We start from the raw sequence: 24972 nt of genomic DNA on the forward strand, positions 1-24972 counted from the left end.
GTGACCGGCCGGTCACCCGCCCCGGGTGACGCGGTCCGCGTGCGCCGGGGCTCTCCTGAAGACGTACGCCGCCAACCACCAGAAAATGGGAGCGCGAGATGGCTGCAGAAGAGACCGGGGCGGGCGGCGTCGCCGCCCTCGCCGAAGCGAACGCGCCCGTGTTCGAGACGCTCGTCCAGATGACGCTCGACACGTTCGAGCGGTCCGGGCTGGATCAGGAGACGTATCTCCTGGCACGCATCGCGGCTCTGGTGGCCCTGGATGCCTCCGCCCCCTCGTACCTGCTCAACATCGGTACCGCCGCGGAAGCCGGCGTGCCGCTGGAGAAGATCCAGGGAACGCTCGTGGCGATCGCCCCCGTGGTGGGCAGCGCCCGGGTCGTGTCCGCCGCGCGCGCCATCGGCGACGCCTTCGGGCTGGAACTGCCCACCGAGGAAGAGCAGTGACGAGCGGCCCTGCCGTGGCCGTGAGCCCCGGCAGGGCTCAGGAAGGGACCGTCGGCCCTCCTGCTCACACGCACCGGAATCTCGAAACGGACGACACCGAACGGGAGAAGCAATGGACAGCTACGTGAACCTGGCCTACGACTACCCGGTCCTCGGAGCCTTCTGGACGGTCATGTGGATCTTCCTGTGGGTCATGTGGATCTTCCTGCTCTTCCGCGTCATCTTCGACATCTTCCGGGACGACTCCATGAGCGGATGGGCCAAGACGGGATGGCTGGTCTTCACGATCGTCCTCCCCTTCCTGGGCGTCTTCGTCTACGTCATCGCCCGGGGCAAGGACATGGGCAGGCGGGAGCAGGAGCACACCAGGGCCAGGCTGGAGGAGACGGACCGCTACATCCGCGAGACCGTCGGCGCCACCGGCCCGGCCAGCGAGGCGGACCAACTCGCCAAGCTCTCGGACATCCGGGCCCGCGGCGACATCTCCGACGAGGAGTTCCGCCGGGCCAAGGAGAAGGTCCTCCACTCGTAGCCGCATGCAACGCGGGCCACGTCAGGAGGGAAGAGTCCGCGCTGCCCAAGCCCGGGGGCGGCGAACAGCCTACGCAGCCCTGGTGGCGGCGGACTCCCGCGCCGCCCCGGGGTGACCATCGGCCATGGCGCCCGCAAGCCGTCGGCGACGCGCCCGGAGTCGGCTCCGAGTGAGGACGGTGGTCACGTGCTCCGAGTGAGGACGGTGGTCACTCATCAGCCACCGTAGCTCCGGAGCACCCACCACCCCGGGGAGACCGAAACCCGGGTCTGTCCGTTGATCCGAACGAGAGGCCCTGGCCCTGACACCGTTCGGGAGGGCTTTTTGCTGGTCAGCCCTTGGGAGGGCTTTCCGTGCGGTGCGCCCGCGCGCGATCATGGTCCCCGGAACCGGACCCGGCCGTGAAAGGGGCACGACGTGCGGCTGCGATGCGCTGTACTGGACGACTTTCAGCAGGTGGCGACCGAGGTCGCCGACTGGTCGGTGGTCGAGGAGGACGTGGAGGTCGTGTCGTTCGACCGGCACCTCGACGGCGAGGACGACCTCGTCGCCGCCCTGGCCGGTTTCGACATCGTGGTGACCCTGCGCGAGCGCGTGCCGTTCCCCGGGTCGCTGATCGCCCGGTTGCCGCGGCTGAAACTGATCGTGGCCTCCGGCATGCGGAACTCCGTGATCGACTACGCGGCCGCCGAGGCGCACGGCGTCACGGTGTGCGGCACGGCCAGTTCCTCCACCCCGCCGGTCGAACTGACCTGGGCCCTGCTGCTCGGCCTCGCCCGCGGCATCGTCGAGGAGAGCAGCGCCCTGCGCTCCGGCGGCCCCTGGCAGAGCACCGTCGGTGCCGATCTGCACGGCCGGCGTCTGGGGTTGCTCGGGCTGGGGAAGATCGGCAGCCGTGTCGCCCAGGTCGGGCTCGCCTTCGGCATGCACGTGAGCGCCTGGAGCCGGAATCTCACCCGAGAGCGCGCCGACGAGGCCGGCGTGGAACTCGCCCCCTCAAAAGAAGAGCTGCTCGCGAGCAGTGACTTCGTGTCCGTCCACCTGGCCCTCGGCGACCGCACCCGTGGCCTGCTCGGCCCGGCCGAACTCGCCCTCCTCAAGCCGACCGCCTACCTGATCAACACCTCCCGCGCGGCGATCGTCGACCAGGACGCGCTCCTCGAAGCGCTGCGGGCGGGCCGTATCGCCGGCGCCGGCGTGGACGTCTTCGACATCGAGCCGCTCCCCGCGGACCATCCCGTGCGTACGGCACCCCGCCTCCTCGCCACCCCGCACCTCGGCTATGTCTCCCACGCCAACTACGCGACGTACTACGGCCACGCCGTAGAGGACATCCGCGCGTTCCTCGACGGCGCTCCCGTGCGGCGGCTCCCCTGAGGAGCCTGACGACCCCGCAGGAGGCGGGCCCTGATGGCGGGCGTGCCTGTCCAAGACGGGTGATCCGGCCATGATCGCCGTGACCACCCGTGTACGGGCGCGTTGAACGGTGAGCACGGCGGCGCCACCTGCCGTCGTGCTCACCGAGTCAGAAGGAGAACGTGATGTCTCGCATCGCGAAGGCAGCCGGCGTCGCGCTCGGCACGGGTGCCGTGGTCCTCAGCGGGGCCGGCCTGGCCATGGCCGACGCGGGTGCCCAGGGCAAGGCCGTCGGGTCGCCGGGCGTCCTCTCGGGCAACGTCGTCCAGGTTCCGGTCCACATCCCGGTCAACCTGTGCGGCAACACCGTCAATGTCATCGGGCTGCTCAACCCGGCGTTCGGCAACGAGTGCGAGAACAAGGACGACCACAAGGGTCACCCGGGTGGCTACGGGTACGGCCACTGATCGCACGCGACACCCGTGCACACCCGTGCACACACGGAGAGCCCCGGCACCTCGAGCGCCGGGGCTCTCCGCGTGAACCGGCGGGCGGTCACCCGTACCGGTAGATCCGCCCGTGATCCTCCAGCTGATCGGGCGTCACGTTCCACGGCGGCAGTTTCTCGTGCCGCGCCACGATCCGCCGGTACTGCGCGCTGGACGGCCCGGGCGGCTTCGCCGGCAGATAGCGGTGCTCGCGGTGCCGGCGCTGCCAGCGGGACCACACCAGGTCGACGAAGGCGTGGTGCATCCAGAACACCGGGTCGTTGACGGAGGCGCCGCCGACCATGGCCCCGCCGACCCAGCGGTGCACCCGGTTGTGGTTCTGCCAGGAGGCACTGCCCCGCCCGCTCCCCCACCCCTCCAGCTTGTTGCGGAAGCCCTTGCGGGCCGTCGAGTCCCAGGGGGAGGCGTCGTAGACCGGGTCCTTGAGGGCCTGCTCCAGTTCGGCCTTGGTGGGCAGCCGGATCGGGTCGCGGGCGCGGCCGAGGTCCCGGGTGAGGTACTCCTCGTCGGTGATGCCCTCCTTGATGGTCCAGTTGCCCTCGGCGTAGGCGAACGGCCCGGTCATCACCCGGCGGTCGGAGCGCCGCCCGGTGCCGCCGAGGAGGTCCGCGGTCCAGGGCGCGGACGTGGTCGTGCGGTCGCGAGTCCAGTCCCAGTACGGCACCGACACCGACGCGTCGACCCGGCGCAGCGCCTTCTCCAGGTCCAGCAGGAACTGCCGGTGCCAGGGCAGGAAGGAGGGCGCCATGTGGGCCGTGCGCAGGCCGTCCTCGCCGTCGGAGGTGTAGTACTCGATGTGCGTCCGGACGAACTCGTCGTATTCGCCGCGCCGTTTCACCTCCAGCATCGCTGTCACGAAGCGGCGCTTCTCGGTGCGCGTCAGGGTGCTGACGTCCTTACGCGTGTACGCCATGGGCTCCCCCCTCCAGATGCCCCGGGCCGTGGCCGGGCAGGTCGCGCAGGCGCTGCCCCGGGCCCAGTTCGTCGACCGCCGCGCGGGTCGCCGCCAGGGGGGTGGGGTAGGAGCGGTAGTGGTCGACCATGCTCAGCCAGCTGCCGTCCGCGCGGCGCATCAGATGCAGCGGCCGGCCGTCGACGGTGACGTGCCACGCCACGTCTCCGACAGCCGCCTGCTCCTGCGACGGGGCCGGAACCGGGACACCGCGGATGCGGCGGCCTCGGTAGATCTCCTCGAACATGCCGTCGTCGGCCCGCACGTCCGTGTTCTTGCCGCCGGACTCCTCGGGCCAGGCCGCCACGGCGACGGGGGCGAGCGCGGCGCCGGCCGCCGCGGCCACCAGGCCGCGCAGCACACCCCGCCGGGTGCCTCTGGCCTCCCCGTCTCCCGCCGTTCCCACCGGTACTCCGCCGACGCCTACGACCATGTCGTGCTCCTCGTTCCGCTCGGGTTGTCGTAGCGGTAACAGCGCGAAGGCCCCCGCGGTCACCACCGCGAGGGCCACACGAGAACACCCGGTACGGCCGGACGTCCTACAGGCCGGGGCCGACGCCCAGGTCAGCCGCGGGAACCGTCTGCACCAGCGGGGTCAGCACGCCCGCCTGCGGGAGCTTCGCCTGGGGCAGGCCGAAGCCGTCGGCGTTGGGCGAGGTGAGCGGGGCGTCGACGGAGAGGCCCGGGGCCAGCGTCCGCAGGTCGGAGGCGGGGGCGTCGACGCCGACGTGGTCGAAACCGGTGCCGAGGATGTGCGGCAGCGGCGCCCGCAGGTCGGCTCCGGGCAGGCCGCCGTGGACGGGCAGCTGCGGGACGGCGCGCTCGGGGATGAGCCGGCCCTCGACGTAGCGGGGTCCCTCGGGCGAGCCCGGCACCGGCACGGGGAGCTGCCCGGTGGCCTCGGGCAGCTCCACGCCGAGTGCCTTCTCGGCGCCGCCCAGCGGCACGGGGACGGGGACCGTGCCGACCGCGGCGGCGGGGGTCGCGGCGGCGGCGCCGGCCGCCACACACGTGATCACTGCGGCGAGGGTTCCTCGGGTGGTCGACTTCATCTGGAGTACGGTCCCTTTCGCGTGTCGGGGGCTCAGCGTGCGTACCGAGTAACGAGCCGGGGAACCGCACCAGCGCACAATTCCCCCGACTGCCGCAGTAATACGACGGACCGCCGCGCCGTGCGACGGCTGTCCGTCAGCGCGTCCAGAAGTCCCACCAGCGCGTCAGGATCAGCATGCCGACGACGCCGAGGTGCACCACCGGCAGTACCCAGGTGAACTCGCCGAGGAAGCGGCGCACCGCCCCGGGCGCGGGCAGGAACCGCCGGCGTACGGCGAACGACGTCACGTACCAGAACAGGGGGATCGTCGCGGCCCACGCCAGACAGCACCACAGGCACAGCGCGTTGATCCGGTACAGCGACTCGAACTGCAGCCACGTCACGAACCCCACGCCGAAGAGGCATCCGGCGTCGAAGGCCAGCCAGTACCAGCGGGGGAATCGGGCACCGGCCAGCAGGCTCAGGCCGACGCAGATCACGACGGCGTAGGCGACCAGTCCCAGCATGGGGTTGGGGAACCCGAAGACCTCGGCCTGGTCGCTCTCCAGGACGCTGCCGCAGGACACCACCGGGTTCAGGCTGCAGCCGGGCGTGAAGTCCGGGTCCTCGAGCAGCCTGAACTTGTCGAGGGTGATGATCCAGGACGCCAGCAGCCCGGCCGCTCCCGTGACGACGAGCAGCAGGGCGAACGCCCGGCCGGTGCCCGCCGTGCGCCCCCGGGCGTGCCCGGGTGGGGTCACTTCGGCAGCGGAAGACCGCCGAGGAGCCCGCCGTTGGAGTTGAGCCGGGTGGTCGCCTGCTTGACGGTGCTGAGCACCGAGTCCTCGTTCTCGGTGTCGAGCGCGTGGGACTGGTGCTTGAGCGGCATCGGGTCGATGGGCTCCCTGGTGAGCGCGTTGACGGCGCCGTTGAGGCTGGTGGGGGTCACGTTGTCGGGGTCGTAGGCGGCGTGCGCGGGTGCGGCGGCACCGGCGACGACGAGGGAACCGGCAACGACGGCGGCGGCCTTCAGGGACTTCATCGTGAATCCTTTCTTCGGCGACTGATGTCACCGGCGGGAATTCGGACGCCGTGCCTAACGATGCCTGTGCGGAGCGGAAACCCCGTCGCCAGAACCTCATATGAGTCGCTGAAACAGAAGTCGTGCCGGTCGGGGCGGCCGGCACGACGACCGGTGTGTGCGGGAGGGGCCTCAGGGGGCCTTCGGCAGGGAGGGCAGGCCGGCCAGGTCGGGGGCGGGCAGTTCGCTGCCGGCCAGCGTCGCGGCGACGGCGTTCACGAGCCCGGCCACGACGCCGTCGACCGCCGGGGTGACCTGGGCGGCGTCACCGGAGGTGACGGCCTTGAGCAGCCCGTCGGTCGACTTCTGCAGGGCGGTCAGGGCCTCGGCCGCGAGGCCTCCGGGCAGCTCGGCGCGGTCCTCGACGGGCGTGGGCAGCGTGCTGGCCTGCGGCAGGGGGCTGTTCGGGGGCGTGGCGCCCGGCGCGGTCGTGGTCGCCGGGGCCGCCTCGGTCGCGTGGCCGATGGCGTCCTGCACGGAGGTGCCGAGCTTGGCCGCCTGGGAGGGCGGCAGCTGGCCGTTGTCCGCCTCGAGCACGGCGGTCAGCAGATCGGTGACCGGGACGAGGACGCCGCCGAGGCCGCCCAGGCCCTTGACCTGGCCGAGCAGTTCGTCCGCGTCGGGGACGGGAGCCCGGGACGCCGCGCGGGTGTGCTCCGGGGCCGCTGCGCTGTCGGCGGCCACGGCCGCGGGCCCGGTGGCCCCGAGCAGCAGCGTGGCGCAGAGCGCGGACGTCGCGATTCGCCGTGCGGGCAGACGCATGGGGGTTCCTTTCGGTGGTGCGTCGGATCTTGTGCCCACCGTGCGAGCGGCCGGAACGCTCCGCAACCGAGGAAACGCCCCAGGTCAGCACCGCATCCCCGGGCCCGCGGCGTCCCCCCTGGTGAGGCGGCGTGCGCGTGCCCCGTCCGCCGGGCCGCTCACCCGCCCCCGTTCGGGGCAACGCGAACCGGCCGCTCTCCCGTGTGGTCCCACAGGAGAACGGCCGGTCAGGGTTTCGCAACGACGTCAGTCGTTCTCGCACTCGTTGCCGAACGCCGGGTTCAGCAGGCCGATGATGTCGACCGTGTTGCCGCAGACGTTGACCGGGATGTGCAGCGGAACCTGGACGACGTTGCCGGACAGCACGCCCGGGGAGTGGGCGGCGGCGGCCTGCGCGCCGCTGTCGGCGGCGGCGATGCCGGTGCTGCCCGCGACGGCGGCAGCGGCAGCGGAGGTCAGGACCAGGCCCTTCGCGATACGCGACATGGAGAGGTGCTCCTTGGAGTTGACACAAACATCCGGGCGGATGCCCGGCGCTGTGTCAACGCGTGGCGTGCACGCGAGTTGTGCCGCCAAAGGAGTGATCTCACCGGGAGGGCCGCCTTCACCGTTCCGACACTCACGCCCGGATTTGAATGAAATGTGCGGGTAGCGACTAGAGTCACAAACCACTCAACGCACCCCATACCGCACGCACATCGCACTCAGGGACGAGGGAGGACACCACGGTCCGCGAAGCCCTCCGGTGCAGTGGTGACCAGGTGGCCGTCCGGCTCGTTTCCCAGCGGGACGCGGCGTGCGCCGGGCGCGCACTTCGGCGCTGTCGTCGGCACCCGGCTGTTCAGGCGCGTTCCCGCCGTCCCGAGCGCTATCCGTGAGCGAGGAAGACCGCGCATGCACCTGTCACCGACCGACCCTCCATCACGGGTCCTCCACGTCACGCAACCCGTGGACGGCGGGGTCGCCCGCGTCGTGACGGACCTGGCCGGGGCGCAGCTCGCGGCGGGCCTGCACGTCACGGTCGCCTGCCCCGACAGCCCCCTCGCGGCCCGGCTCACGGCGCTCGGCGCGGACGTACGGCGCTGGGCGGCGACGCGTGCGCCGGGGCCGTCGCTCGCGGACGAGGCACGTCGGCTCGCCCGGGTCGTCGAGGACGTACGGCCCTCCCTGGTGCACACGCACAGCGCGAAGGCCGGGCTGGCCGGGCGGCTCGCCGTACGGGGGCGGATCCCGACCGTGTTCCAGCCGCACGCCTGGTCGTTCGAGGCGGTGGGCGGCGTCACCGCGGCCCTCGCGCGCGGCTGGGAGCGGTGCGGGGCCCGGTGGGCGGCTCGGGTGGTGTGCGTGAGCGAGGCGGAGCGCCGGCTCGGGGCGCAGGCCGGGGTCCGGGGGCGGTGGAGCGTCGTCCCCAACGGGATCGACACCGAGCGCTTCCGCCCGGCCGACGCGGACGCCGTACGGGCGGAACTGCTGCCGGACGGTGATCCGCACGGGCCGCTCGTGGTGTGCGTGGGGAGGCTGTGCCGCCAGAAGGGGCAGGACGTCCTGCTGACGGCGTGGGAGTCCGTGCTGCGGCGGGTGCCCGGGGCGCGGCTGGCGCTGGTCGGCGACGGGCCGGACCACGGCCGGCTGCGGGCCCTGGCCCCCGCCTCGGTGCTGTTCCCGGGGGCCGTCGACGATGTCGTGCCCTGGTACCAGGCGGCGGATCTGGTCGTCCTGCCGTCGCGGTGGGAGGGCATGGCGCTGGCCCCGCTGGAGGCCATGGCGTGTGGGCGGCCGGTGGTGGTGACCGACGTCGGCGGCGCCCGGGAGAGCCTGCCGCCGGCCCTCGTGCCGCATTGCCTGGTCCCCGCCCTGGCCCCGGCGGCACTGGCCGCGGCCGTCGCCGGGCTGCTGCTGGACCCGCCGCTGCGCACCGCGCTCGGCGACCGGGGGCGTCGGCACGTCCTGTCCACGCACGACGTGCGCCGCACGGCTCAGGCGGTCGCGGACGTGTACCGCGAACTCCTGGACGCGCACGTCGTGTCCACCGAGCGCAGGGAGTCTGTCGCCTCGTGACCGCGGAAAGCACCGTTCCCACCCCCGCCGGGCAGCCACGGGATCCCGGATTCCCGACCGTGTCGGTCCTGCCGCCGCGCGGCGCCGCAGCGGGCTTCCGCTTCCCCGACCGGCGGCCCCCGGCACGGCCGGTGTCGCCGCTGCCGCTGCTCGCCGCGGACGGCACCGCCGCGGTGCTGGGCGGGCTGGCGCTGTCCGGTGCCCAGCGCCACCCGATGCTGCTGGCGGTCCTGGTGACCGCCTCGCTGCTGCTGCGCCCACCCCGGCCGGGGCGCGTGCCGGCCGTGCTGGACGAACTGCCCGCCGTGAGCGGCCGGGTCGCGGTGGCCTGGCTGGCGCTCGCCGCGTTCGCGGCGGCCTGCGCCCCGCAGCACGTGCTCTCCGCTTCGACCCTGCTCGCCGGCTTCCTGCTCCAGACCGCGGTGAGCTGCGCCGGGCGGGGTGCGGTGCACGCCTGCCGACGCGCCGAGCTGCTGCACCGGCCGCAGGCCGCGCTGGTGGTCGGGCCCGCCGCGACCGCGCAGCGGGTGGCCGCGGCCGTGCTGCGTCATCCGCGGGACGGGGTACGGCCGGTGGGCGTCGTCGCCGACGAGCCGGACGGCAGCGGGGGGCTGCCCGTGCTGACCACGGGCGAGGAGGTCCAGCGGGCGCTCATCCAGAACGGGGTGCGCGAGGTGCTGGCCGTGCGCCCGTCCGTGCGGGCCGGGCAGGGGCCGTTGCTGCGGGCGCTGGCCGAGTCGGGCTGCACGGTGTGGGAGGTCGACCCGGACGTGCCGTCGTACCGGGCCGGGGACCGGCTCGCAGGGTTCTCCTGCCGCCGCCTGGATCTCGGGACGGGGCAGCGCGGCAGGGCGGGCAAGCGGGCCCTGGACGTCGTGGTGTCGGGGGCGCTGCTCCTCCTGGTCAGCCCGATGCTGCTGCTGTGCGCGGTGGCGGTACGGATGATCGACGGGCCGGGGATCGTCTTCCGTCAGGAGCGGATCGGCCAGGACGGACGGCCCTTCACGCTGCTGAAGTTCCGCACCCACCGCCCGGTCGACGCGCACGAGTCGGCGACCCGCTGGAGCGTGGCGAACGAACGCCAGATGCCGTGGTTCTGCCGCTTCCTGCGCCGCACCTCCCTGGACGAGCTGCTCCAGTTGTGGAACGTCCTGCGCGGCGACATGAGCCTGGTCGGGCCGCGGCCGGAACGCCCGTACTTCGTCGGGAAGTTCGGCCAGACCTACCCGGGCTACGCCGCCCGCCACCGGGTTCGGACCGGCATCACCGGTCTCGCCCAGGTGCACGGGCTGCGCGGGGACACCTCGATCGAGGACCGGGCCCGGTTCGACAACGCGTACATCGACGACTGGTCGCTGTGGCAGGACGTCTGCATCATGCTGCGTACGGCGGCCGCGCTCGTGCGTCCGACGGGGAGCTGAGCGCGGATGACCCGGGTCGGGGCCCAAGCGCCCGTCCTCGCGCTGCTGGCCGTCGTGGTGCTGCTCGCCCTGCCGCTGGGGCCGGGCGGCGAGGGCGGTGCCGGGCCGGCCGACGCGGTGTCCGCGCTGGTCGTGCTGTTCTGCGCGGTCCGTCTCGTGCGGGAGCGGCGGCGTCCGCTGTCCCGTACGGCCGCCGTGGTGCTGGGACTTCCGGTCCTCGGCGTCGCCGTCGCCGCCATGGGGGCGGTGTCGCCGGGCGAGGGGCTCACCGGCCTCGGCCGCTATCTCCAGGTCTTCGTGCTGGTCCCGGCCGCCGTGCTGCTGCTGGTCCGGGACCGGGGTGACTTCCGGCTGCTGGCCTGGTCGTTCGTGGGTCTTGCGGTGTGGCAGGGGGCGGTCGGCGTGCACCAGTACGCGACCGGGACCGGTGCCTCGTACCAGGGCCGGCCGGTGCGGGCCGTGGGCACGTTCGGGGCGCAGGACGTGATGGGAATGGCCACGGTCGTCTCCCTCGGGCTGGTGTGCGCGGTGGGGCTGGCGCTGGGCAGTGCGCCGGTGCGGCAGCGGGTCGTCGCCCTCGCCTGCGCACTGGTGCTGCTGCCGCCGCTCGCGCTGTCGTTCAGCCGCGGGGCGTGGATCGCCACGGCGGTGACGTGCGCGGTGCTGCTCCTGCTGGGCGGGGTGCGGCGGGCGCTCGCGGCCGGGGCCGTGGTGGCCGCGGTGAGCGTGGTCCTGGTGGGTGGCTTCGGGGTCGGTACGGCGATGCTGCAGGAGCGGATCGGCAGCATCACGCAGGTCGCCGACACGCCCGACCAGTCGGTCACCGACCGGTACACCATGTGGGCGGCGGCGACGGGGATGTGGCGCGAGCACCCGCTGACCGGGGTGGGTCTGAAGGGCTTCCCCGAACACCGGGACTCGCACGCCTCACTGGCTCTCTCGGCGGGCAGCGACACGGAGGGTGCGGGTGCGGCCTTCCGCAAGCAGCCGCTGCTCTCCCCCCACAACATGTACCTGCTCATCCTGGCCGAGCAGGGGCTGACCGGGCTGCTGGCACTGGCGGGCAGCTGGCTGGCCCTGCTGCTGTACGCGGTGCGCGCCGTGTGGCGGACCCGGCGGGCCTCCGCACCGGGGCTCGACTGCGGCCTGGTCGCCTGTGGCCTGCTCGTGTGGCAGCTGACGGACTTCGCCTACGCCGACATCGGCGGCCCGTCGACCGTCCTGACGGCGATGTGCTTCGGGCTGACGGCGTGGTGGGGCCTGGCAGCCACGCCCACCCCGGGGACGACCGGCCGTGACCGGCCCGGGTCGACCACGCAGGGAGCGGCGAAGGAGGCACCGGCACGATGACGGTGACGCCTGAACACACGAACCCGGGCGGAGGAACGACGGTCCCCCGAGCCACGCCTCCGGCCGTCCCACGGGCAGCGGCTCCGAACGAGCCCCCGGCTCTCCCACGGGCCACGACTCCGTACGAGCCCCCGGCTCTCCCACGGGCCACGACTCCGTGCGAGCCCCTGGCCGTCGACCGGGCCGGGACGGCGGGCGAGACGCCCCCGTGCCGGACCACGACCACGAACGAGCCCCCGGTCGTTCCGCGGGCTTCGGCCGGCGACGGGGTGTCGGCCGTCCCGTCGGCTTCGAGTGCCGTCGGCGCGGCTGGTGCGGGCGGGCCGGTCGACGGGGAGGGTGTACGGCTCGACGCCTCCGGGGCTTCGTCCCCCTCCTCCTCCCCAGCCTCTGCCGCCGCTGAGGCTGCCACCCCAGCGGCTTCGGCCCTCCCCCGCCCCGCGGACGCCCCCGCCACCCGTGGGTTCCTCGCCCGGGCCACTCTTCTCACCGCCGTCCTCTCCTTCGCCGGGGCCCTGCTCGGACTCGTACGGGATCAGTCGCTGGCGCGGATGTTCGGGGCGGGGAGTGCGACGGACGCGTTCCTCGTCGCGTGGACCGTGCCGGAGTTCGCCGCCACGCTGCTCATCGAGGACGGGCTGGCCATCGCGCTGATCCCGGCGTTCAGCATGGCCCTGGCCCGGCGTGCGCAGGGCGCCCCCGGCGACCCGGTCCGCACGCTGGTCGCCAGTACGCTGCCCCGGCTGGCGCTGGCCTTCGCAGCCGTCGCCGCCCTGCTGGCCGCCTTCGCCCCGCAGGTCGTGCGCGTCCTGGCCCCGGGCCTGCCCGACCCCGCGCTCGCCGTGGACTGCACCCGGATCACCGCCACCTGCGTACTGACGTTCGGCCTCGCCGGGTACTGCAGCGCGGCCCTGCGCGCACACCGCCGGTTCCTCGCCCCGGCGGCCATCTACGTCGCCTACAACACCGGCATCATCACCACCGTCCTCGTCCTGGGCGCGCGGTGGGGCGTGCGCGCGGCGGCGGCCGGGGTGGCGATCGGCGGCTGTCTGATGGTCGTCGCGCAACTGCCCGTGCTGGGACGCCTGCTGCGGGCCCGGCCGGTGGCCGAATCCAACGGCGCGGAGAGTGGCGGCCGTCCCATGGGGGTCGCTCTGCTCGCCGCCGTACTGCTGTTCGCGCTGTGCCGGCAGTCCCAGGTGCTGATCGAGCGGTTCCTCGGCTCCACCCTGCCGTCCGGTGCCATCTCGCACCTGAACTACGCGCAGAAGATCGCCCAGATCCCCATGACCCTGTCGCTGATGCTGTGCACGGTCACCTTCCCGGTGGTCGCGCGCGCCCTGGCCGACGGGGACACCGAGCGGGCCCGCAGCCGGGTGGAGCGGGATCTGGCCCTGGCCGCGTGCATGGTGCTGGCCGGGGCGTCCGTCGTCGTGGCCTGCGCCCCGCAGATCGTCGAACTGCTCTTCCAGCGCGGCGCGTTCACCGGTGAGGACACGGCAGCGACGGTCCGGGTGATGCGTGTGTACGCCCTCGGGCTGCTCGCGCACACCCTGGTCGGCGCCCTGATCCGCTCGTACTTCTCGGCGGGACGCGTCACCTGGTACCCGCTCGGCGCGATGGCCGTGGGTCTCGCCGTCACCGCCGGGATCGGCGCCGGAGCGGTGGGCCCCTGGGGCGTCATGGGCATCGCCGCCGCCAACGCCGCCGGCATCACCGTCACGGCCGCCCTGCTGCTGGCCGGCATGGGCCCGCGCAGCATCCCGGTCCGCACCCCGCGCGTACTGGCCGAGCTGAGCAGGCCGATGGGCGCAGCGGCCGTCGCGACACCCGCCGGCGCATGGGCCGCGAGCCAGGCCGGCACTCCCGTCCCCTCCCTCCTCGCCGGTGGGCTCACCATCGCCGCCGTCTTCCTCCTGCTCGGCCGGGCCCTGGGCGACCAGGGCTGCGTCACCGCGCTGGCATCCCTCCGTTCCGTCTCACGAAGGCTCCCTCATGGCCGCTCCCGTTGACTCCCCGGACATCCGCACCCGCACCAGACCCGGTCCGGCCCTGTTCGTGGCGATGTACCACTCCGTCGGCGACGCCACGGACGACCCCTACCGCATCACGGTCACGCCCGAGCGGCTGGACCGGCAGCTCGGCTGGTTCCGGCGGCGCGGACTGCGGGGCGTGTCCATGGCCGAGCTGCTCGCCGCCCGGGCCCGGGGCGAGGGCCGTGACCTGGTCGGGCTGACCTTCGACGACGGCTACGCCGACTTCGTCTCCGAGGCCCTGCCCGTCCTGCGCCGGCACGACTGCGGCGCGACCCTGTTCGTGCTGCCTGGCCGGCTCGGCGGCGACAACGCCTGGGACCCGCTGGGCCCGCGTAAGCGGCTGCTGACCGCCGACGGCGTCCGGCAGGCCGCGGCCCAGGGCGTCGAGATCGGCTCGCACGGCCTCACGCACGTCGACCTGACCGAGGCGGACGACGTCACCCTGAAGTCGGAGGCCGAGGGCAGCAGGACCGTTCTCGCGGAGCTGACGGGCGCCGCACCCGCCGGTTTCTGCTACCCGTACGGCACGCTCGACCAGCGGGCCGTCGACGCCGTACGGGCGGCCGGTTACGCCTACGCCTGCGCCATCGACCCCGGCCCGCTCGGCGGCCCGCACGCCCTGCCCCGGGTGCACATCGGCCAGAACGACACCGCCGTACGGCTGTTCCTGAAGTACCGGCTGCACCGGCTGCGCCGCCGACCCGTCGAGGAGCCGCGGTGAAGGCCCTGCACATCATCACCGGCCTCGGTGTGGGCGGGGCCGAGCAGCAACTGCGGCTGCTGCTGCGGCATCTGCCCCTGGACTGCGACGTGGTGACCCTGACGAACCCGGGCACGGTGGCCGCCGGGCTGGCCGCCGACGGGGTGCGGGTCCTCGACCTCGGCATGGCCGGCAACCGCGACCTGTCCGCACTGCCCCGCCTGGTGCGGGTCATCCGCTCGGGCGGCTACCAGCTCGTGCACACCCATCTCTACCGGGCCTGCCTCTACGGCCGCCTCGCCGCGCGCCTCGCGGGGGTCCGGGCGGTCGTCGCCACCGAGCACTCCCTCGGCGACTCGCAGATGGAGGGCCGCCCGCTGAACGCCGGGGTGCGCGCCCTGTATTTGGCGGGCGAGCGGCTCGGCCGTACCACGGTCGCCGTGTCCCCCACGGTCGCCGAGCGGCTGCGGCGCTGGGGCGTGCCCGGGCCGCGGATCGAGGTCGTACCCAACGGCGTCGACGTGGCCCGCTTCCGCTTCGACGCGGCCCGCCGCCACGACACCCGCCGCCGGCTCGGCCTGCCGGACGACGCCTACGTCATCGGCGCCGTCGGCCGCCTCACGCCCGGCAAGCGCTTCGGGGTGCTCGTCCGGGCGCTGGCGCACCTGCCCGGCGACCACTGGCTGCTGCTGGTGGGCGGCGGCCCGGAGGAGGACGTGCTGCGCCGCACCGCCCGCGCGGCCGGGGTCGCCGACCGCGTGCTGTTCACCGGCGAGCGCCCCTGCGTCCCGGATGGCACGCCCGGCCCCGACCTGCCGTCGCTGACGTGCGCGATGGACGTCCTCGCCTCACCGTCCCCGGAGGAGGCCTTCGGCCTGGCGATCGTGGAGGCCCTGGCGTCCGGCCTGCCGGTGCTCTACGCCTCCTGCCCGGCGCTGGAAGACCTGCCGCCGTCCGCCGCGCCCGCCGCCCGGCGCGTCACCGGCGGCCCCGACGTCTACGCCGGCGCCGTGACGGACGTACGGCGGCAGGGCCCCGCACCGCGCACGGCCCCCGAGGCCGCCCGCCACTACTGCATCACCCGGAGCGCCGCCCGGCTCATGGACGTGTACGCCGCCGCGGTCTCCCGTCCTCTGTCCCCCTCCCCCCAGGAAGCCCGCACCTCATGACCGACACCCCCAAAGGGCAGCACCGCCCGGTCACCGCCCTCACCAGAGCCCTGCCCCCCTGGTCCCTGCTCGCGGCCGGGGTGGTGGCAGGCGGTCTGCTCGGCAGCACGTACGGCCTGGTCAGGACGCCGGCCTACACGGCGACCAGCTATGTCGTCGCCGTGCCGACGGAGAAGTCCGACACCGCCACCGCCCTCGGTTTCGCCCAGGCCTACGGCCGGGTCGCTCCCCAGCTCGCGGTGCTCGGCGACGCCCAGGTGTGGGCGGGCGTGCCCGTGAGGACGCTGCGGGAGAGCGTCCGGACGGCGACCTCGCCGGACGCGCCGATGGTGGCGGTCACGGCCACCTCCCCCCGCCCGGACCTCGCCGCCGACATGGCCAACGCCGTGGCCCGCGCACTGACCCGGCACGCGGGCGACACCGAGCGGTCCACCCACGTCGAACTCCAGCAGTTCGCCCGGGCCGTGAAGCCCACCGAGCCGTCCTCCGCCTCGGCGGGGGTGACGGGACTGGTCGGTGCGAGCGCGGGCGGTCTGCTGGGCGGGCTGGCGCTGCTGGTCCGGCCGCGGCGGGCCACCGACCGCGCCGCGCGCCCCGCCGCCGTGCCCGGTCCGGCCGTCGCCGCCGACACCCACGGGCAGCTGTGACTTACACCGCGGAACTGGTCACCGACGAGCGGGCCTTCGCGGGCCTGGCCGCCGAATGGGACCGGCTGCACCGGCGGTGCGCGTCCGCCACCCCGTTCCAGAGCCACGCCTGGCTGCACTCGTGGTGGCGGTCGTACGGCGGGCGCGGCCGGCTGCGGCTGGTACTGGTGCGCCACGGCGGTGAACTCGTCGCGGCGGCGCCGCTGATGCGCGTACGGCGTCTTCTCCCGGTACTGGTTCCGCTCGGCGGGGCGATCTCCGACTACGGGGACGTGCTGCTGGACGACGAGCACGGCGAGGGGGCGCTGGCCGCGCTCACCGGCGCGCTCGCGGCCGCGGCCCGGGCCGCGCTGATCGACCTGCGCGAGGTGCGGCCGGGCGGCGCGGCCGAGCAGGTCTACGAGCGGTGGTCCGGGCCCCGCAGCCGGGTGAACGACTCGGTGTGCCTGGAGCTGCCGGCCGTGCCGATGGGCGAGCTGATCGCCCGGCTGCCGTCGAAGACCCAGCAGCGGCTGCGGGCCAAGCTCCGCAGGCTGGACCAGCTCGGCATCCAGCGCCATGTCGTCTCCCCCGTGGAGGTGGAGACGGCATTGTTGCGGATGCTGGAGCTGCACCGGTTGCAGTGGCAGGGCCGAAAGGTGACGTCGGAGCACCTGCGGACGCGGTTCCGTGAGCATCTGGTGCGGTCGGTCGGCCCGATGGTGCGTTCCGGGAACGCGGTGGTCACCGAGTTCCGGCTCGACGACGACGTGGTGGCCGTGGACCTGACGCTGCTCTCGCCCCGGCTCGCGGGCGGCTATCTGTACGGCGCCCATCCGGGGCTGCGCGAGCGCAAGGCGGACGTGGCGGCGATGCTCCTCGACTCGACCGCCACCCACACCAAGGACGGCACGCCCGCCACGCTGAGTCTGCTGCGCGGCAACGAGCCGTACAAGCACCACTGGCGCCCGCGGACGGTGGTGAACCAGCGGCTGCTGCTGGCCCGGCGGCGCACGGCGCCGCTGCTGACGGCGGCGCTGTGGGACGCGGCCGCCCGGAGGCGGGGCAAGGACCTGCTACGGCGCCTGCGGGAGCCCGGCCGCGGCGGCGGTCCCTGACCGGTACCCCGCGGACGGCCGGACGTCCCGTCCCCGGGCTACCTGGTACGCGACCACCAGTCGAGGCGCAGGCACAGCTTGCCGCCGATCCAGTACTCGACCCAGTCGCCGAGGCGCAGCGGTGAGCAGTTCGCCGGACGCTCCGGGGCGGGTGCGGTCGGCTGCGGCGTGGGGGTGGGCGCCGGGGGCCGGAGCGGCGTCGTGGGGGCCGGGTCCGGCCGGTCGTCGCGGCCGAAGAGGAGGGACCGGTAGATCTGGGAGGCCCGGGGGTTGTCGTCGCACTGCCACACACCGTGCGGGCAGTAGTCGGTGAGCGTCTGGTACAGCGGTTTGTGCTCGTCCATCCACGCGAGCATGCGCTTCATGTACTCGGGGTTGTCGCCGTTGCGGAAGAGTCCCCATTCCGGGTACGAGATGGCCTTGCCGTGGGCTTTGGCGAACTCCACGTGGTGCTGGAGCCCGTAGGGCTCCTTCACCTGCTCGTCGAACGACATTCCCCGCGGCTGGTCGTACGCGTCCATTCCGATGATGTCGACCGTGTCGTCCCCCGGATAGCACTGCGTCCAGGGAACGGCGTCCTGGCCGCGGCTCGGGGTGAAGTCGAACCGGAACTTCTGGCCCGGCACCGCGCGCATGGTGGTGACGATCCTGTTCCAGTACTGCTTCCAGGCCTCCGGGTCCGGCCCGCAGCGGTGGGTGTAGGTGATGCCGTTCATCTCCCAGCCGAGCACCAGGACGGTGTCCGGCACCCCCAGCTCGACCAGCCGCTCGGCGAGTCTGCGGAAGTGGTGGTCGAACCGGCCGGACGCGCCGTCGCGCAGCAGTCGGCGTACCTCGTGATCCGGCACGCCTTCCTCGTTGCGCTCCATCATGGGCACGTTGAGGACGAGCAACCGGTCGGCCCGCTCGCGCCGCCAGTTCGCCCACACGTCGAGGAAGCCGGGGAGCCCCTCGATGTTGCTCCAGCGGTCGCCCGGCAGGTAGGTGTGCCCGACGCGCAGCTCGGCACCGCCGAGCCAGGTGCTGAGCTGGGCCATCCGGGCCACGCCGCGGGGGCCGTAGTCGAGGTAGGCGCCGAAGGCCGGGACGTCTTCGGCAGGTGCGGCGGGCGCGGCGGATGCCGAGGGCGCGGCGGATGCCGTGCCGGGTGCCGTGGTGGCCGGTGCGGGTGACTCGGCCGGGACGGCGGGCGCCGCCGGCGGGGCGGCGGGCACCGGTGCGGGCGGTTCGGCGAACCGCGCCGGTCCCGCGCCCGCGACGACCGTGTGACCGGACGTCAGCGCCGCCGTCGCGGCGACCGCCGCGGCGACGAATGCCATCCGGCGGGACCGTGCGCGTCGCTGCTGTGTGGCCATGGCCGCCCCTCTCGTTCTCCTCCACTTACTGACACTCAGTCATATGAGACGTATTCACGCCACCGTGGCTGAGGCTTTCGAGTGGTCCGCTCCCCCGGACCGGTGACCCGGTTCGAAGGAATGCCCGTATCGCGGGACCGGACGTTCGTGGTGGAGAACTACACACAGGCGGGCGCCTGTGCTCGGCCGTCTTCGCCCGGCCGTGGCGGGGCGGTTCGCACGTGCTGATCCCACAGGCCTCACGGGTGCCGGGCGCTCGCGACCGGCACCCGCTCTGTCAGCGGTGGGAGGCGGCCCGGCCTCGCCGGTACAGCACGGCACCGCTCGCGATCAGTGCGGCACTGGTGGCCGCGGCACCGAGCAGGGCCTCGGCGCCGGTTTCGGGGAGACTGGGCGGCTGCTCCTGGCCACCGGGGGGCGGGGGCGTGTGGTGGTCGCCCGGGGGCGTCCCTGGAGGCGTCGACTGGTGACCGCCCGGCGGGGGTGTGTGCGGGGGTTTGGCCGGCGGGGTGTGCGGGGGTTTCGTCGGGGGCGTGTGCGGGGGTTTGACCGGCGGGGTGTCGCCGTACCCGTAGCCGCCGTCGTCACGACCGTAGCCACCGTCGTCACGACCGTAGCCACCGTCGCCGTGCCCATAGCCACCGTCGCCGTAGGACCGGTCGTCGTCACCACGGGACCTGTCCTCGTCGTCACCGTGGGGCGGGTCCTCGCCGTTTCCGTAGGACCAGTCCTCGCCGCCTCCGGGGAACGCATCGTGGCCGTCGCCGGGCCCGGAAGGGCCGGAGGAGCCGTCACGGTCGCGCCCGTGGCCGCGGTCGCCGTGACCACCGTGGGTGTCCGCCTTGCCGGCACAGGAGTTGCCGAAGGCCGGGTTGAGCGCGGCGATCACGTCGACGGTGTTGCCACAGGCGTTCACCGGCACCTCGACCGGGGCCTGGACGGCGTTGCCGGACGCGGCGCCCGGCGAGCCCTTGGTGACACCGTCGGCCGACGTGTCGGCGAGCGCGGCGCCGCCGCACAGGGACAGGATGCCCGTCGCCGCCGCTGCCGCGACCATTCCCCTGCTCAGGGTCTGTCGCAATCTCGTTGTCTTCCTGCTGGTAGAAGTGGGAAAACCGGCCCCGGAACGAACGGTGCTGTCCCAGGGCCGGCCGGATCGCAGCCGATGCTGCTCGTGCGTTCCGCGTCAGTCGTTCTCGCACTCGTTGCCGAACGCCGGGTTCAGGGCGGCGATGACGTTCACGGTGTTGCCGCACACGTTGATCGGGATGTGCACGGGAATCTGGATCACATTGCCGGAGAGGACACCCGGGGAACCGACGGCGGCACCCTGGGCCCCCGAGTCGGCGATGGCCGGGCTGGCCATGCCCAGAGCCATGATCGCGCCCGCGACGACAGCAGCGCTCTTCTTCATGAACTTTCCCTTCTCTGCGGTCATGCCCCTTTGACGGCCGAAACCGAGCGAGCAGCTTGTACGGCTCGCACCATGACCTGCAGCCTGCAAACGAGGAATTGACAGCCGAAGAAACTGAACAACCTACGGGGTGGGGTAATTCACTCGAATGACCCACGAAAAGTGGACAGGTACGGCCGGGCGGCCCGCCGTGAATACAGCGGGCCGCCCGGGCTGCGTACGGTACGGCTCAGTCGCCGTTCGCCGAGAGGACCGACAGGTCCTCCAGGATGTGGTTGAGCGCACCGTCCCGCTTGGCGTTGGTGGAGTTGTCCGCGCACTGCTGCTGGACGTGGTCCGACAGAACCGGGATGTCCTGGACCACCACACCGATGAGGGCGGCGACGCCGACGTCGAGGTCCTGAACGGCGAGACAGGGCTTGTTGAGCGTGCCGTCGACCAGCGAGAGCTGAGGGCTCATGTCGCCCTTGGTCGCCGAGTTGCCGAACGACGACGAGGCGCCGTTGCCGTTGGCGACGGACGGTCCGGAGTCGTCCCCGACGGCAAGAGCCTGGGGAGCTGCCGCCACCGACATTCCGATGACTGAGGCGGCGGCCGCCGCGGCGACCATTGCCTTCTTGAGCACTTCGCGTTCCTTTCCTCGTAGCGACGCATGTCCTACGGCCTCATCAACACGGCTCCGGAGGATTGGTTGCGGGTGTTCACCCGGTTGGCCCGCAGTGCTCAAAACCCCTGATAATCACCGCGAACGAAGAACACACAAACTGTCCTGGCGTGGGCTGACAGAGTGATGAGGAGAAACCATGCACCGCCCGCGCAGTTGACCAGAACGCTCCGGAGGACGGGGTTTCCTCAGAAAGGACTGGTCAGTGATCAAGAAGGTTATTGCCACCGCGGCGATCGCCGCTTCCGTCATGGGAGCCTCCGCTGCCGCGGCCCCGCAGGCGCTGGCTGTCGGCGACGACAGCGGTCCGACGGCCGTGAACGGCAACGGGGCGATGCAGAGCTTCGGCAACTCGTCGACGTACGGCAACATGAGCCCGCAGATGGCGCTGATCCAGGGCTCGTTCAACAAGCCGTGCATCGCCGTGAACGACCTGCCCATCGGGGTCGGCGCGCTCATCGGTATCCCGATCCAGGACATCCCGATCCTGTCGGACCACCAGCAGCAGCAGTGTGCGGAGAACTCCACCAACGCCAAGCGCGACGGCGCGCTGGCGCACCTGCTGGAGGACGTGTCGATCCTGTCGGCGAACAGCGGCTGACGCACGGCGCCGAAGGGGGCGGGGCACCGGGCGATTGCTCGGTGCCCCGCCCCCTTCGTGTGTCCCGGCGAGTGCCCCGAGTCAGTGCCTGGTCGCGTACAGCGCCTCGATCTGCTCGGCGTACGCGGCCGTCGCCGCCTGCCGCTTGACCTTCAGGGACGGGGTCAGCAGCCCGTTCTCCTCGGTGAACTCGCCCTCGACGAGGCTGAAGGCGCGGATCGACTCGGCGCGCGAGACGGCCTCGTTGGCGTGGTCCACGGCCTTCTGCACGTCGGCGCGCAGGCGTTCGTCGCGGACGAGCTCCGACAGCGGGGTGCCGGAGGGCAGTTTGCGGACCGCGAGCCAGTGGGCGAGGGCCTCGGGGTCCAGGGTGATGAGGGCGGCGACGTAGGGGCGGTTGTCGCCGACGACGAGGCACTGGCCGACGGGCGGGCGGCTGCGCAGGCGGTCCTCCAGGACGGCCGGGGAGACGTTCTTGCCGCCGGTGGTGACGAGGATGTCCTTCTTGCGGCCGGTGATGGTGAGGTAGCCGTCCTCGTCGAGGGAGCCGAGGTCGCCGGTGGCGAACCAGCCGTCGTCCAGCGTCTCCCCGGTCGCGGCCGGGTTGTTCCAGTAGGCGCCGAAGACGATGCCGCCCCTGATGAGGACCTCGCCGTCGTCGGCGATACGGACGGCGGTGCCGGGGACCGGCAGGCCGACCGTGCCGGGGCGGGGGTCCAGGGGCGGGACGATGGTGGCGGCGGCGGTGGTCTCGGTGAGGCCGTAGCCCTCGTAGATCAGGATGCCGGCGGCGTAGAAGAAGAGGTTGAGCTCGCGGTCGAGAGGGCCGCCGCCGCTGATGGCGTAGCGCACGCGGCCGCCGAGTTCCTTGCGGATGCGGCGGTAGACCAGCAGGTCGTACAGGGCCCAGGCGGCGTAGAGGCCCGGGCCGGGCCCCTTGCCCTTCCCGAGGAACTTGTTCATGTGCGCCTCGCCGAAGCGGACGGCGATGCGGCGGGCGCGGTCGAAGGAGGAGCCGCGGCCGAGTTTCTCGGCGGTGGCGCGGCCGGTGTCGTGGATCTTCTCGAAGAGGTACGGGACGCCTACCAGGAACGTCGGGCGGAATGCCCTGAGGGCCGGGCGGAGTTCGTCGGGCTTGATGCTCGGGCAGTGACCGATCTCGATGCGGGCCATCAGACAGGCGATCTGGAGCGTGCGTCCGAGGATGTGCGCGAGCGGCAGGAACAGCAGGGTCGAGGCGGTCTCGCCGGTGACCTCCTTGAACAGGGGGTGCAGGAGCTCGACGGTGTTGGCGGCCTCGGCGTGCAGGTTGGCGTGGGTGAGGACACAGCCCTTGGGACGGCCGGTGGTGCCGGAGGTGTAGCAGAGGGTCGCGGTGGTTCCGGGGGTCAGGGCGGTGCGGCGCTTGGTGACCTCCTCGTCGGGGACGTCCCGGCCGAGGGCGGTGAGATCGTCGAGGGCGCCGCCGTCCAGTTGCCAGACCCGCGGAGGCGTGGGGTGGGCGGCCGTGCCGGTCTCGACCGTGCCGGAGTTGTCGGCGGTCTCGGTGACGACGTACCGGACGCCCGAGTCGCGGACGATCCACTCCACCTGGCCGGCGGAGGAGGTGGCGTAGATCGGGACGGTCTGGCCGCCGGCGGACCAGATCGCGAAGTCCAGGACCGTCCACTCGTAGCGGGTGCGGGACATCACCGCGACGCGGCCGCCCGGTTCGAGACCGGCCGCGATCAGGCCCTTGGCCACGGCGGTGACTTCGCGGGCGAAGGCCGCCGCCGTGACGGGCTGCCAGCTGCCGTGCCGTTCGCGGCGCAGCACCACCGCGTCGGGAGCCTCGGCCGCGTTGGCGTACGGGATGTCGGCGATGCTGCCGGTCGTCGGGCGCCGCGCGAGGGGAGCCGTGCGGGCCTCGCGGACGACGCCCCGCTCGTCCCTGACGGTTTCTGCCTTCGTGCGGATCGCCAGGTCGGTGCGCTGCTTCGCCTGTTGCAGATCCTTGCGTACGCCCATGACGGCTCCCGGTCGCGGATGAGGCTGACGTGCTGCCACACTTACTTACTCCGGAGTCAACTTACCCATAAGTAAGCGTAGGTCAATGAGCCGGGGGTCACATCAGGCGGTGCGCGGTCTCGATCGCCTCGGCGAGCCGGCGGATCTCCTCGCTCTCGGTGTGGTCGGCCAAGTCGTCGGCATGGCCGGCGAGTTCGTCGAGCCGCGGGGCGTCGGGCAGGTCGGAGTCCACTCTGCGGAGGGCGTCGGCGAAGTAGGCGGCGGTGGCGGCGGTCCGCAGGCCGCGGTTCGCGCTCCAGACGGAGTCGTCGAGGGAGTCGGTCTCCAGGTCGCCGGTCTCCTCGTGCGGGTCGCGGGTGCCGGGGTCGAGCCAGCGGACGGTGGCGGTGGCGAGGTGGCCCTCGGCGCCGGGCTCGGTGCGGACGGCGTACAGGGCGGTGACGGTGTGGCCGGGGCCGACCTCGCCGCCGTCGACGCGGTCGTCGCGGAAGTCCTCGTCGGCGACCCGGCGGTTGTCGTAGCCGACGAGGCGGAACTCCTCGACCGTCCCGGGGTCGAAGGCGACCTGGACCTTGGCGTCGCGGGCGGTGAGGTCGATGTTGCGCGGGAGCTGCTCGCAGAAGACCTTGCGGGCCTCGCCGGAGCCGGACACGTAGACGGTGTGGCCGTCGCCCTTGTCGGCGAGGTCTTCCATGAGGGCGTCTCCGTAGTCGCTGCCGACGCCGACGCCGAAGAGGGTGATGCCGTGCTCGCGGCGTTCGCCGGCGATGCGCTCCAGGATGGTGTCCGCGTCGGTGTCGCCGGTGTTGGCGAGGGCGTCGGAGACGAGGACGACACGGTTGGTGGCGCCCTTGCGCAGTCCCTCGACGGCGGTCTCGTAGCCGGTCTCGACACCGGCGCCGAGGTTGGTGGAGTCCTGGGTGTCCAGGTCGGAGATGGCCTCCTGGATCTCGTCGCGATTGCCGTCGAGGCGGGTCATGGGCAGGACGGTCTCGGCCTCGTCGCTGAAGGTGACGAGCGCGACCGAGTCCTCGTCACGCAGCCGGTCCGTCATCACGGAGAGGGACTCCTGGGCGAGGTCCAGGCGGCCCGGTTCGGCCATGGAGCCCGAGACGTCGATGACGAAGGTGAGGGCGGCGGGCGGGCGTTCGCCGGTGCGCTGCGTGGTGCGGGTGGCGAGACCGACGCGGACCAGGGACCAGTTCTCGTCGTCGGTGCGGGCGCCGTCGACGGTGACCGAGAAGCCGTCGCCGTCGGGGCGGTCGTAGTCCTGGCGGAAGCTGTTGACGAACTCCTCGGGGCGGACGGTCGACGGGTCGGGCAGCCGGCCGTCGGCGAGGGCGCGGCGGGCGTAGTCGTAGGAGGCGGTGTCGACATCCAGGGCGAAGGTGGAGAGGTGGTCGGGGTCTTCCCGGCGGTCGTCCCGCTCCTCGGCGCCCCGGCTCTGGGCGGGTGCGGGCTGGCCCGCGCTGTAGTCGTGACGGTCGGCGGCCTTGCTGCCCTCGCCGGAGGCAGCTCCCCCGCTGCACGCGGTGAGCAGCAGGCTGCTCGCGGCCGTGAGAGCGAGCAGCGCCGTTCGTGTCCGGAACCGTTCCATCGTCCGTACCCCCTGCATCCGTTGGCGTCGGCTTCTTGCGACTGTGACGGTGCAGGGGGCCCGAACGTGCGGTACGGGGGGTTGCGGAAGTGTCTCGAAGCGGCCACGGCGGCGGCCTTTCGAGACCGGTGGGTGATCCTCCGTTGACCTAGTGCCGCGGCAGGCAACGTTCGCCCGTCGCGACG

Annotated in this window: 26 protein-coding genes; 13 read left to right on the top strand and 13 right to left on the bottom strand. The window is 73.0% G+C overall.

What is annotated here, in order from left to right; all coding sequences use genetic code 11:
• The first annotated feature begins 98 nt into the window (after positions 1-98).
• The 4 genes from ACFU3E_RS35875 to ACFU3E_RS35890 all read left to right on the top strand — a co-directional run bounded on the left by ACFU3E_RS35875 (position 99) and on the right by ACFU3E_RS35890 (position 2801).
• On the top strand, positions 99-446 hold the full coding sequence (locus ACFU3E_RS35875) for a carboxymuconolactone decarboxylase family protein (protein ID WP_384168197.1): 348 nt from the start codon (positions 99-101) through the stop codon (positions 444-446).
• A 112-nt stretch (positions 447-558) separates the two neighbouring features.
• Positions 559-978, top strand: coding sequence for an SHOCT domain-containing protein (locus ACFU3E_RS35880; protein WP_384168200.1), 420 nt, complete (start codon positions 559-561; stop codon positions 976-978).
• A gap of 417 nt (positions 979-1395) precedes the next feature.
• A complete protein-coding gene (locus ACFU3E_RS35885) occupies positions 1396-2355 on the top strand; it encodes a D-2-hydroxyacid dehydrogenase family protein (protein ID WP_384168203.1) in 960 nt (319 codons plus the stop codon).
• A gap of 164 nt (positions 2356-2519) precedes the next feature.
• Positions 2520-2801: a chaplin gene (locus ACFU3E_RS35890; protein WP_384168206.1), complete on the top strand. Its 282-nt coding sequence runs from the start codon at positions 2520-2522 to the stop codon at positions 2799-2801.
• 88 nt (positions 2802-2889) lie between these two features.
• Here ACFU3E_RS35890 and ACFU3E_RS35895 read toward each other — a convergent pair whose 3' ends face one another.
• From ACFU3E_RS35895 to chpG, 7 genes are all read right to left on the bottom strand, one after another.
• A complete protein-coding gene (locus ACFU3E_RS35895; protein WP_384168209.1) occupies positions 2890-3756 on the bottom strand; it encodes a tyrosinase family protein in 867 nt (288 codons plus the stop codon).
• On the bottom strand, positions 3740-4228 hold the full coding sequence (locus tag ACFU3E_RS35900) for a tyrosinase family oxidase copper chaperone (protein ID WP_384168212.1): 489 nt from the start codon (positions 4226-4228) through the stop codon (positions 3740-3742). The genes ACFU3E_RS35895 and ACFU3E_RS35900 overlap by 17 nt, the downstream gene beginning before the upstream one ends.
• 106 nt (positions 4229-4334) lie before the next feature.
• Positions 4335-4847 carry a hypothetical protein gene (locus ACFU3E_RS35905; RefSeq protein ID WP_384168215.1) on the bottom strand — a complete coding sequence of 171 codons (513 nt, stop codon included), beginning with the start codon at positions 4845-4847 and terminating at the stop codon, positions 4335-4337.
• A 136-nt stretch (positions 4848-4983) separates the two neighbouring features.
• Positions 4984-5589 carry a vitamin K epoxide reductase family protein gene (locus ACFU3E_RS35910; RefSeq protein ID WP_384168218.1) on the bottom strand — a complete coding sequence of 202 codons (606 nt, stop codon included), beginning with the start codon at positions 5587-5589 and terminating at the stop codon, positions 4984-4986.
• On the bottom strand, positions 5586-5870 hold the full coding sequence (locus tag ACFU3E_RS35915; RefSeq protein WP_384168221.1) for a hypothetical protein: 285 nt from the start codon (positions 5868-5870) through the stop codon (positions 5586-5588). Before ACFU3E_RS35915 ends, ACFU3E_RS35910 begins: the two co-directional genes overlap by 4 nt.
• Positions 5871-6041: 171 nt before the next feature.
• Entirely contained in the window at positions 6042-6671 is a 630-nt protein-coding gene (locus ACFU3E_RS35920; protein ID WP_384168224.1) for a hypothetical protein, read from the bottom strand.
• 246 nt (positions 6672-6917) lie between these two features.
• A complete protein-coding gene (gene chpG / locus ACFU3E_RS35925; RefSeq protein ID WP_030838293.1) occupies positions 6918-7157 on the bottom strand; it encodes a chaplin ChpG in 240 nt (79 codons plus the stop codon).
• Positions 7158-7565: 408 nt separating this feature from the next.
• On the opposite strand from chpG, the gene ACFU3E_RS35930 reads away from it, so the two are divergent.
• From ACFU3E_RS35930 to ACFU3E_RS35965, 8 genes are all read left to right on the top strand, one after another.
• On the top strand, positions 7566-8729 hold the full coding sequence (locus tag ACFU3E_RS35930; RefSeq protein ID WP_384168227.1) for a glycosyltransferase: 1164 nt from the start codon (positions 7566-7568) through the stop codon (positions 8727-8729).
• The gene (locus ACFU3E_RS35935) at positions 8726-10150 is read left to right on the top strand and encodes an exopolysaccharide biosynthesis polyprenyl glycosylphosphotransferase (protein ID WP_384168230.1); all 1425 of its coding nucleotides are present in this window, start codon (positions 8726-8728) and stop codon (positions 10148-10150) included. Before ACFU3E_RS35930 ends, ACFU3E_RS35935 begins: the two co-directional genes overlap by 4 nt.
• Before the next feature lie 6 nt (positions 10151-10156).
• The gene (locus tag ACFU3E_RS35940) at positions 10157-11500 is read left to right on the top strand and encodes an O-antigen ligase family protein (protein WP_384168233.1); all 1344 of its coding nucleotides are present in this window, start codon (positions 10157-10159) and stop codon (positions 11498-11500) included.
• 269 nt (positions 11501-11769) lie between these two features.
• Positions 11770-13512 (top strand): murein biosynthesis integral membrane protein MurJ, encoded by a 1743-nt coding sequence (gene murJ / locus ACFU3E_RS35945; RefSeq protein WP_384168236.1) that lies wholly within the window; start codon positions 11770-11772, stop codon positions 13510-13512.
• Positions 13496-14257, top strand: coding sequence for a polysaccharide deacetylase family protein (locus ACFU3E_RS35950; RefSeq protein ID WP_384168239.1), 762 nt, complete (start codon positions 13496-13498; stop codon positions 14255-14257). Before murJ ends, ACFU3E_RS35950 begins: the two co-directional genes overlap by 17 nt.
• Positions 14254-15405, top strand: coding sequence for a glycosyltransferase (locus tag ACFU3E_RS35955; protein ID WP_384168242.1), 1152 nt, complete (start codon positions 14254-14256; stop codon positions 15403-15405). The genes ACFU3E_RS35950 and ACFU3E_RS35955 overlap by 4 nt, the downstream gene beginning before the upstream one ends.
• The gene (locus ACFU3E_RS35960; RefSeq protein ID WP_384168245.1) at positions 15402-16052 is read left to right on the top strand and encodes a lipopolysaccharide biosynthesis protein; all 651 of its coding nucleotides are present in this window, start codon (positions 15402-15404) and stop codon (positions 16050-16052) included. The genes ACFU3E_RS35955 and ACFU3E_RS35960 overlap by 4 nt, the downstream gene beginning before the upstream one ends.
• The gene (locus ACFU3E_RS35965; RefSeq protein WP_384168248.1) at positions 16049-17149 is read left to right on the top strand and encodes a GNAT family N-acetyltransferase; all 1101 of its coding nucleotides are present in this window, start codon (positions 16049-16051) and stop codon (positions 17147-17149) included. The genes ACFU3E_RS35960 and ACFU3E_RS35965 overlap by 4 nt, the downstream gene beginning before the upstream one ends.
• Positions 17150-17187: 38 nt before the next feature.
• Here ACFU3E_RS35965 and ACFU3E_RS35970 read toward each other — a convergent pair whose 3' ends face one another.
• The 4 genes from ACFU3E_RS35970 to ACFU3E_RS35985 form a co-directional block, all read right to left on the bottom strand.
• Entirely contained in the window at positions 17188-18504 is a 1317-nt protein-coding gene (locus tag ACFU3E_RS35970; protein ID WP_384168251.1) for a glycoside hydrolase family 26 protein, read from the bottom strand.
• A gap of 277 nt (positions 18505-18781) precedes the next feature.
• Positions 18782-19585 (bottom strand): chaplin, encoded by an 804-nt coding sequence (locus tag ACFU3E_RS35975; protein ID WP_384168254.1) that lies wholly within the window; start codon positions 19583-19585, stop codon positions 18782-18784.
• 105 nt (positions 19586-19690) lie between these two features.
• Positions 19691-19918 carry a chaplin gene (locus tag ACFU3E_RS35980; protein ID WP_384168265.1) on the bottom strand — a complete coding sequence of 76 codons (228 nt, stop codon included), beginning with the start codon at positions 19916-19918 and terminating at the stop codon, positions 19691-19693.
• Between the two features lie 229 nt (positions 19919-20147).
• Positions 20148-20543 (bottom strand): rodlin, encoded by a 396-nt coding sequence (locus tag ACFU3E_RS35985; protein WP_381441187.1) that lies wholly within the window; start codon positions 20541-20543, stop codon positions 20148-20150.
• 244 nt (positions 20544-20787) lie between these two features.
• On the opposite strand from ACFU3E_RS35985, the gene ACFU3E_RS35990 reads away from it, so the two are divergent.
• On the top strand, positions 20788-21183 hold the full coding sequence (locus ACFU3E_RS35990) for a rodlin (RefSeq protein ID WP_365085893.1): 396 nt from the start codon (positions 20788-20790) through the stop codon (positions 21181-21183).
• Positions 21184-21264: 81 nt separating this feature from the next.
• Here ACFU3E_RS35990 and ACFU3E_RS35995 read toward each other — a convergent pair whose 3' ends face one another.
• A complete protein-coding gene (locus ACFU3E_RS35995; RefSeq protein WP_384168259.1) occupies positions 21265-23190 on the bottom strand; it encodes an AMP-dependent synthetase/ligase in 1926 nt (641 codons plus the stop codon).
• A 97-nt stretch (positions 23191-23287) separates the two neighbouring features.
• Positions 23288-24787, bottom strand: a complete 1500-nt coding sequence (locus tag ACFU3E_RS36000; protein ID WP_384168262.1) for a von Willebrand factor type A domain-containing protein — start codon at positions 24785-24787, stop codon at positions 23288-23290.
• Positions 24788-24972: the final 185 nt, after the last annotated feature.

The organism is Streptomyces sp. NPDC057424, assembly GCF_042803315.1.
In the GTDB taxonomy this organism is placed as follows: Bacteria; Actinomycetota; Actinomycetes; order Streptomycetales; family Streptomycetaceae; genus Streptomyces.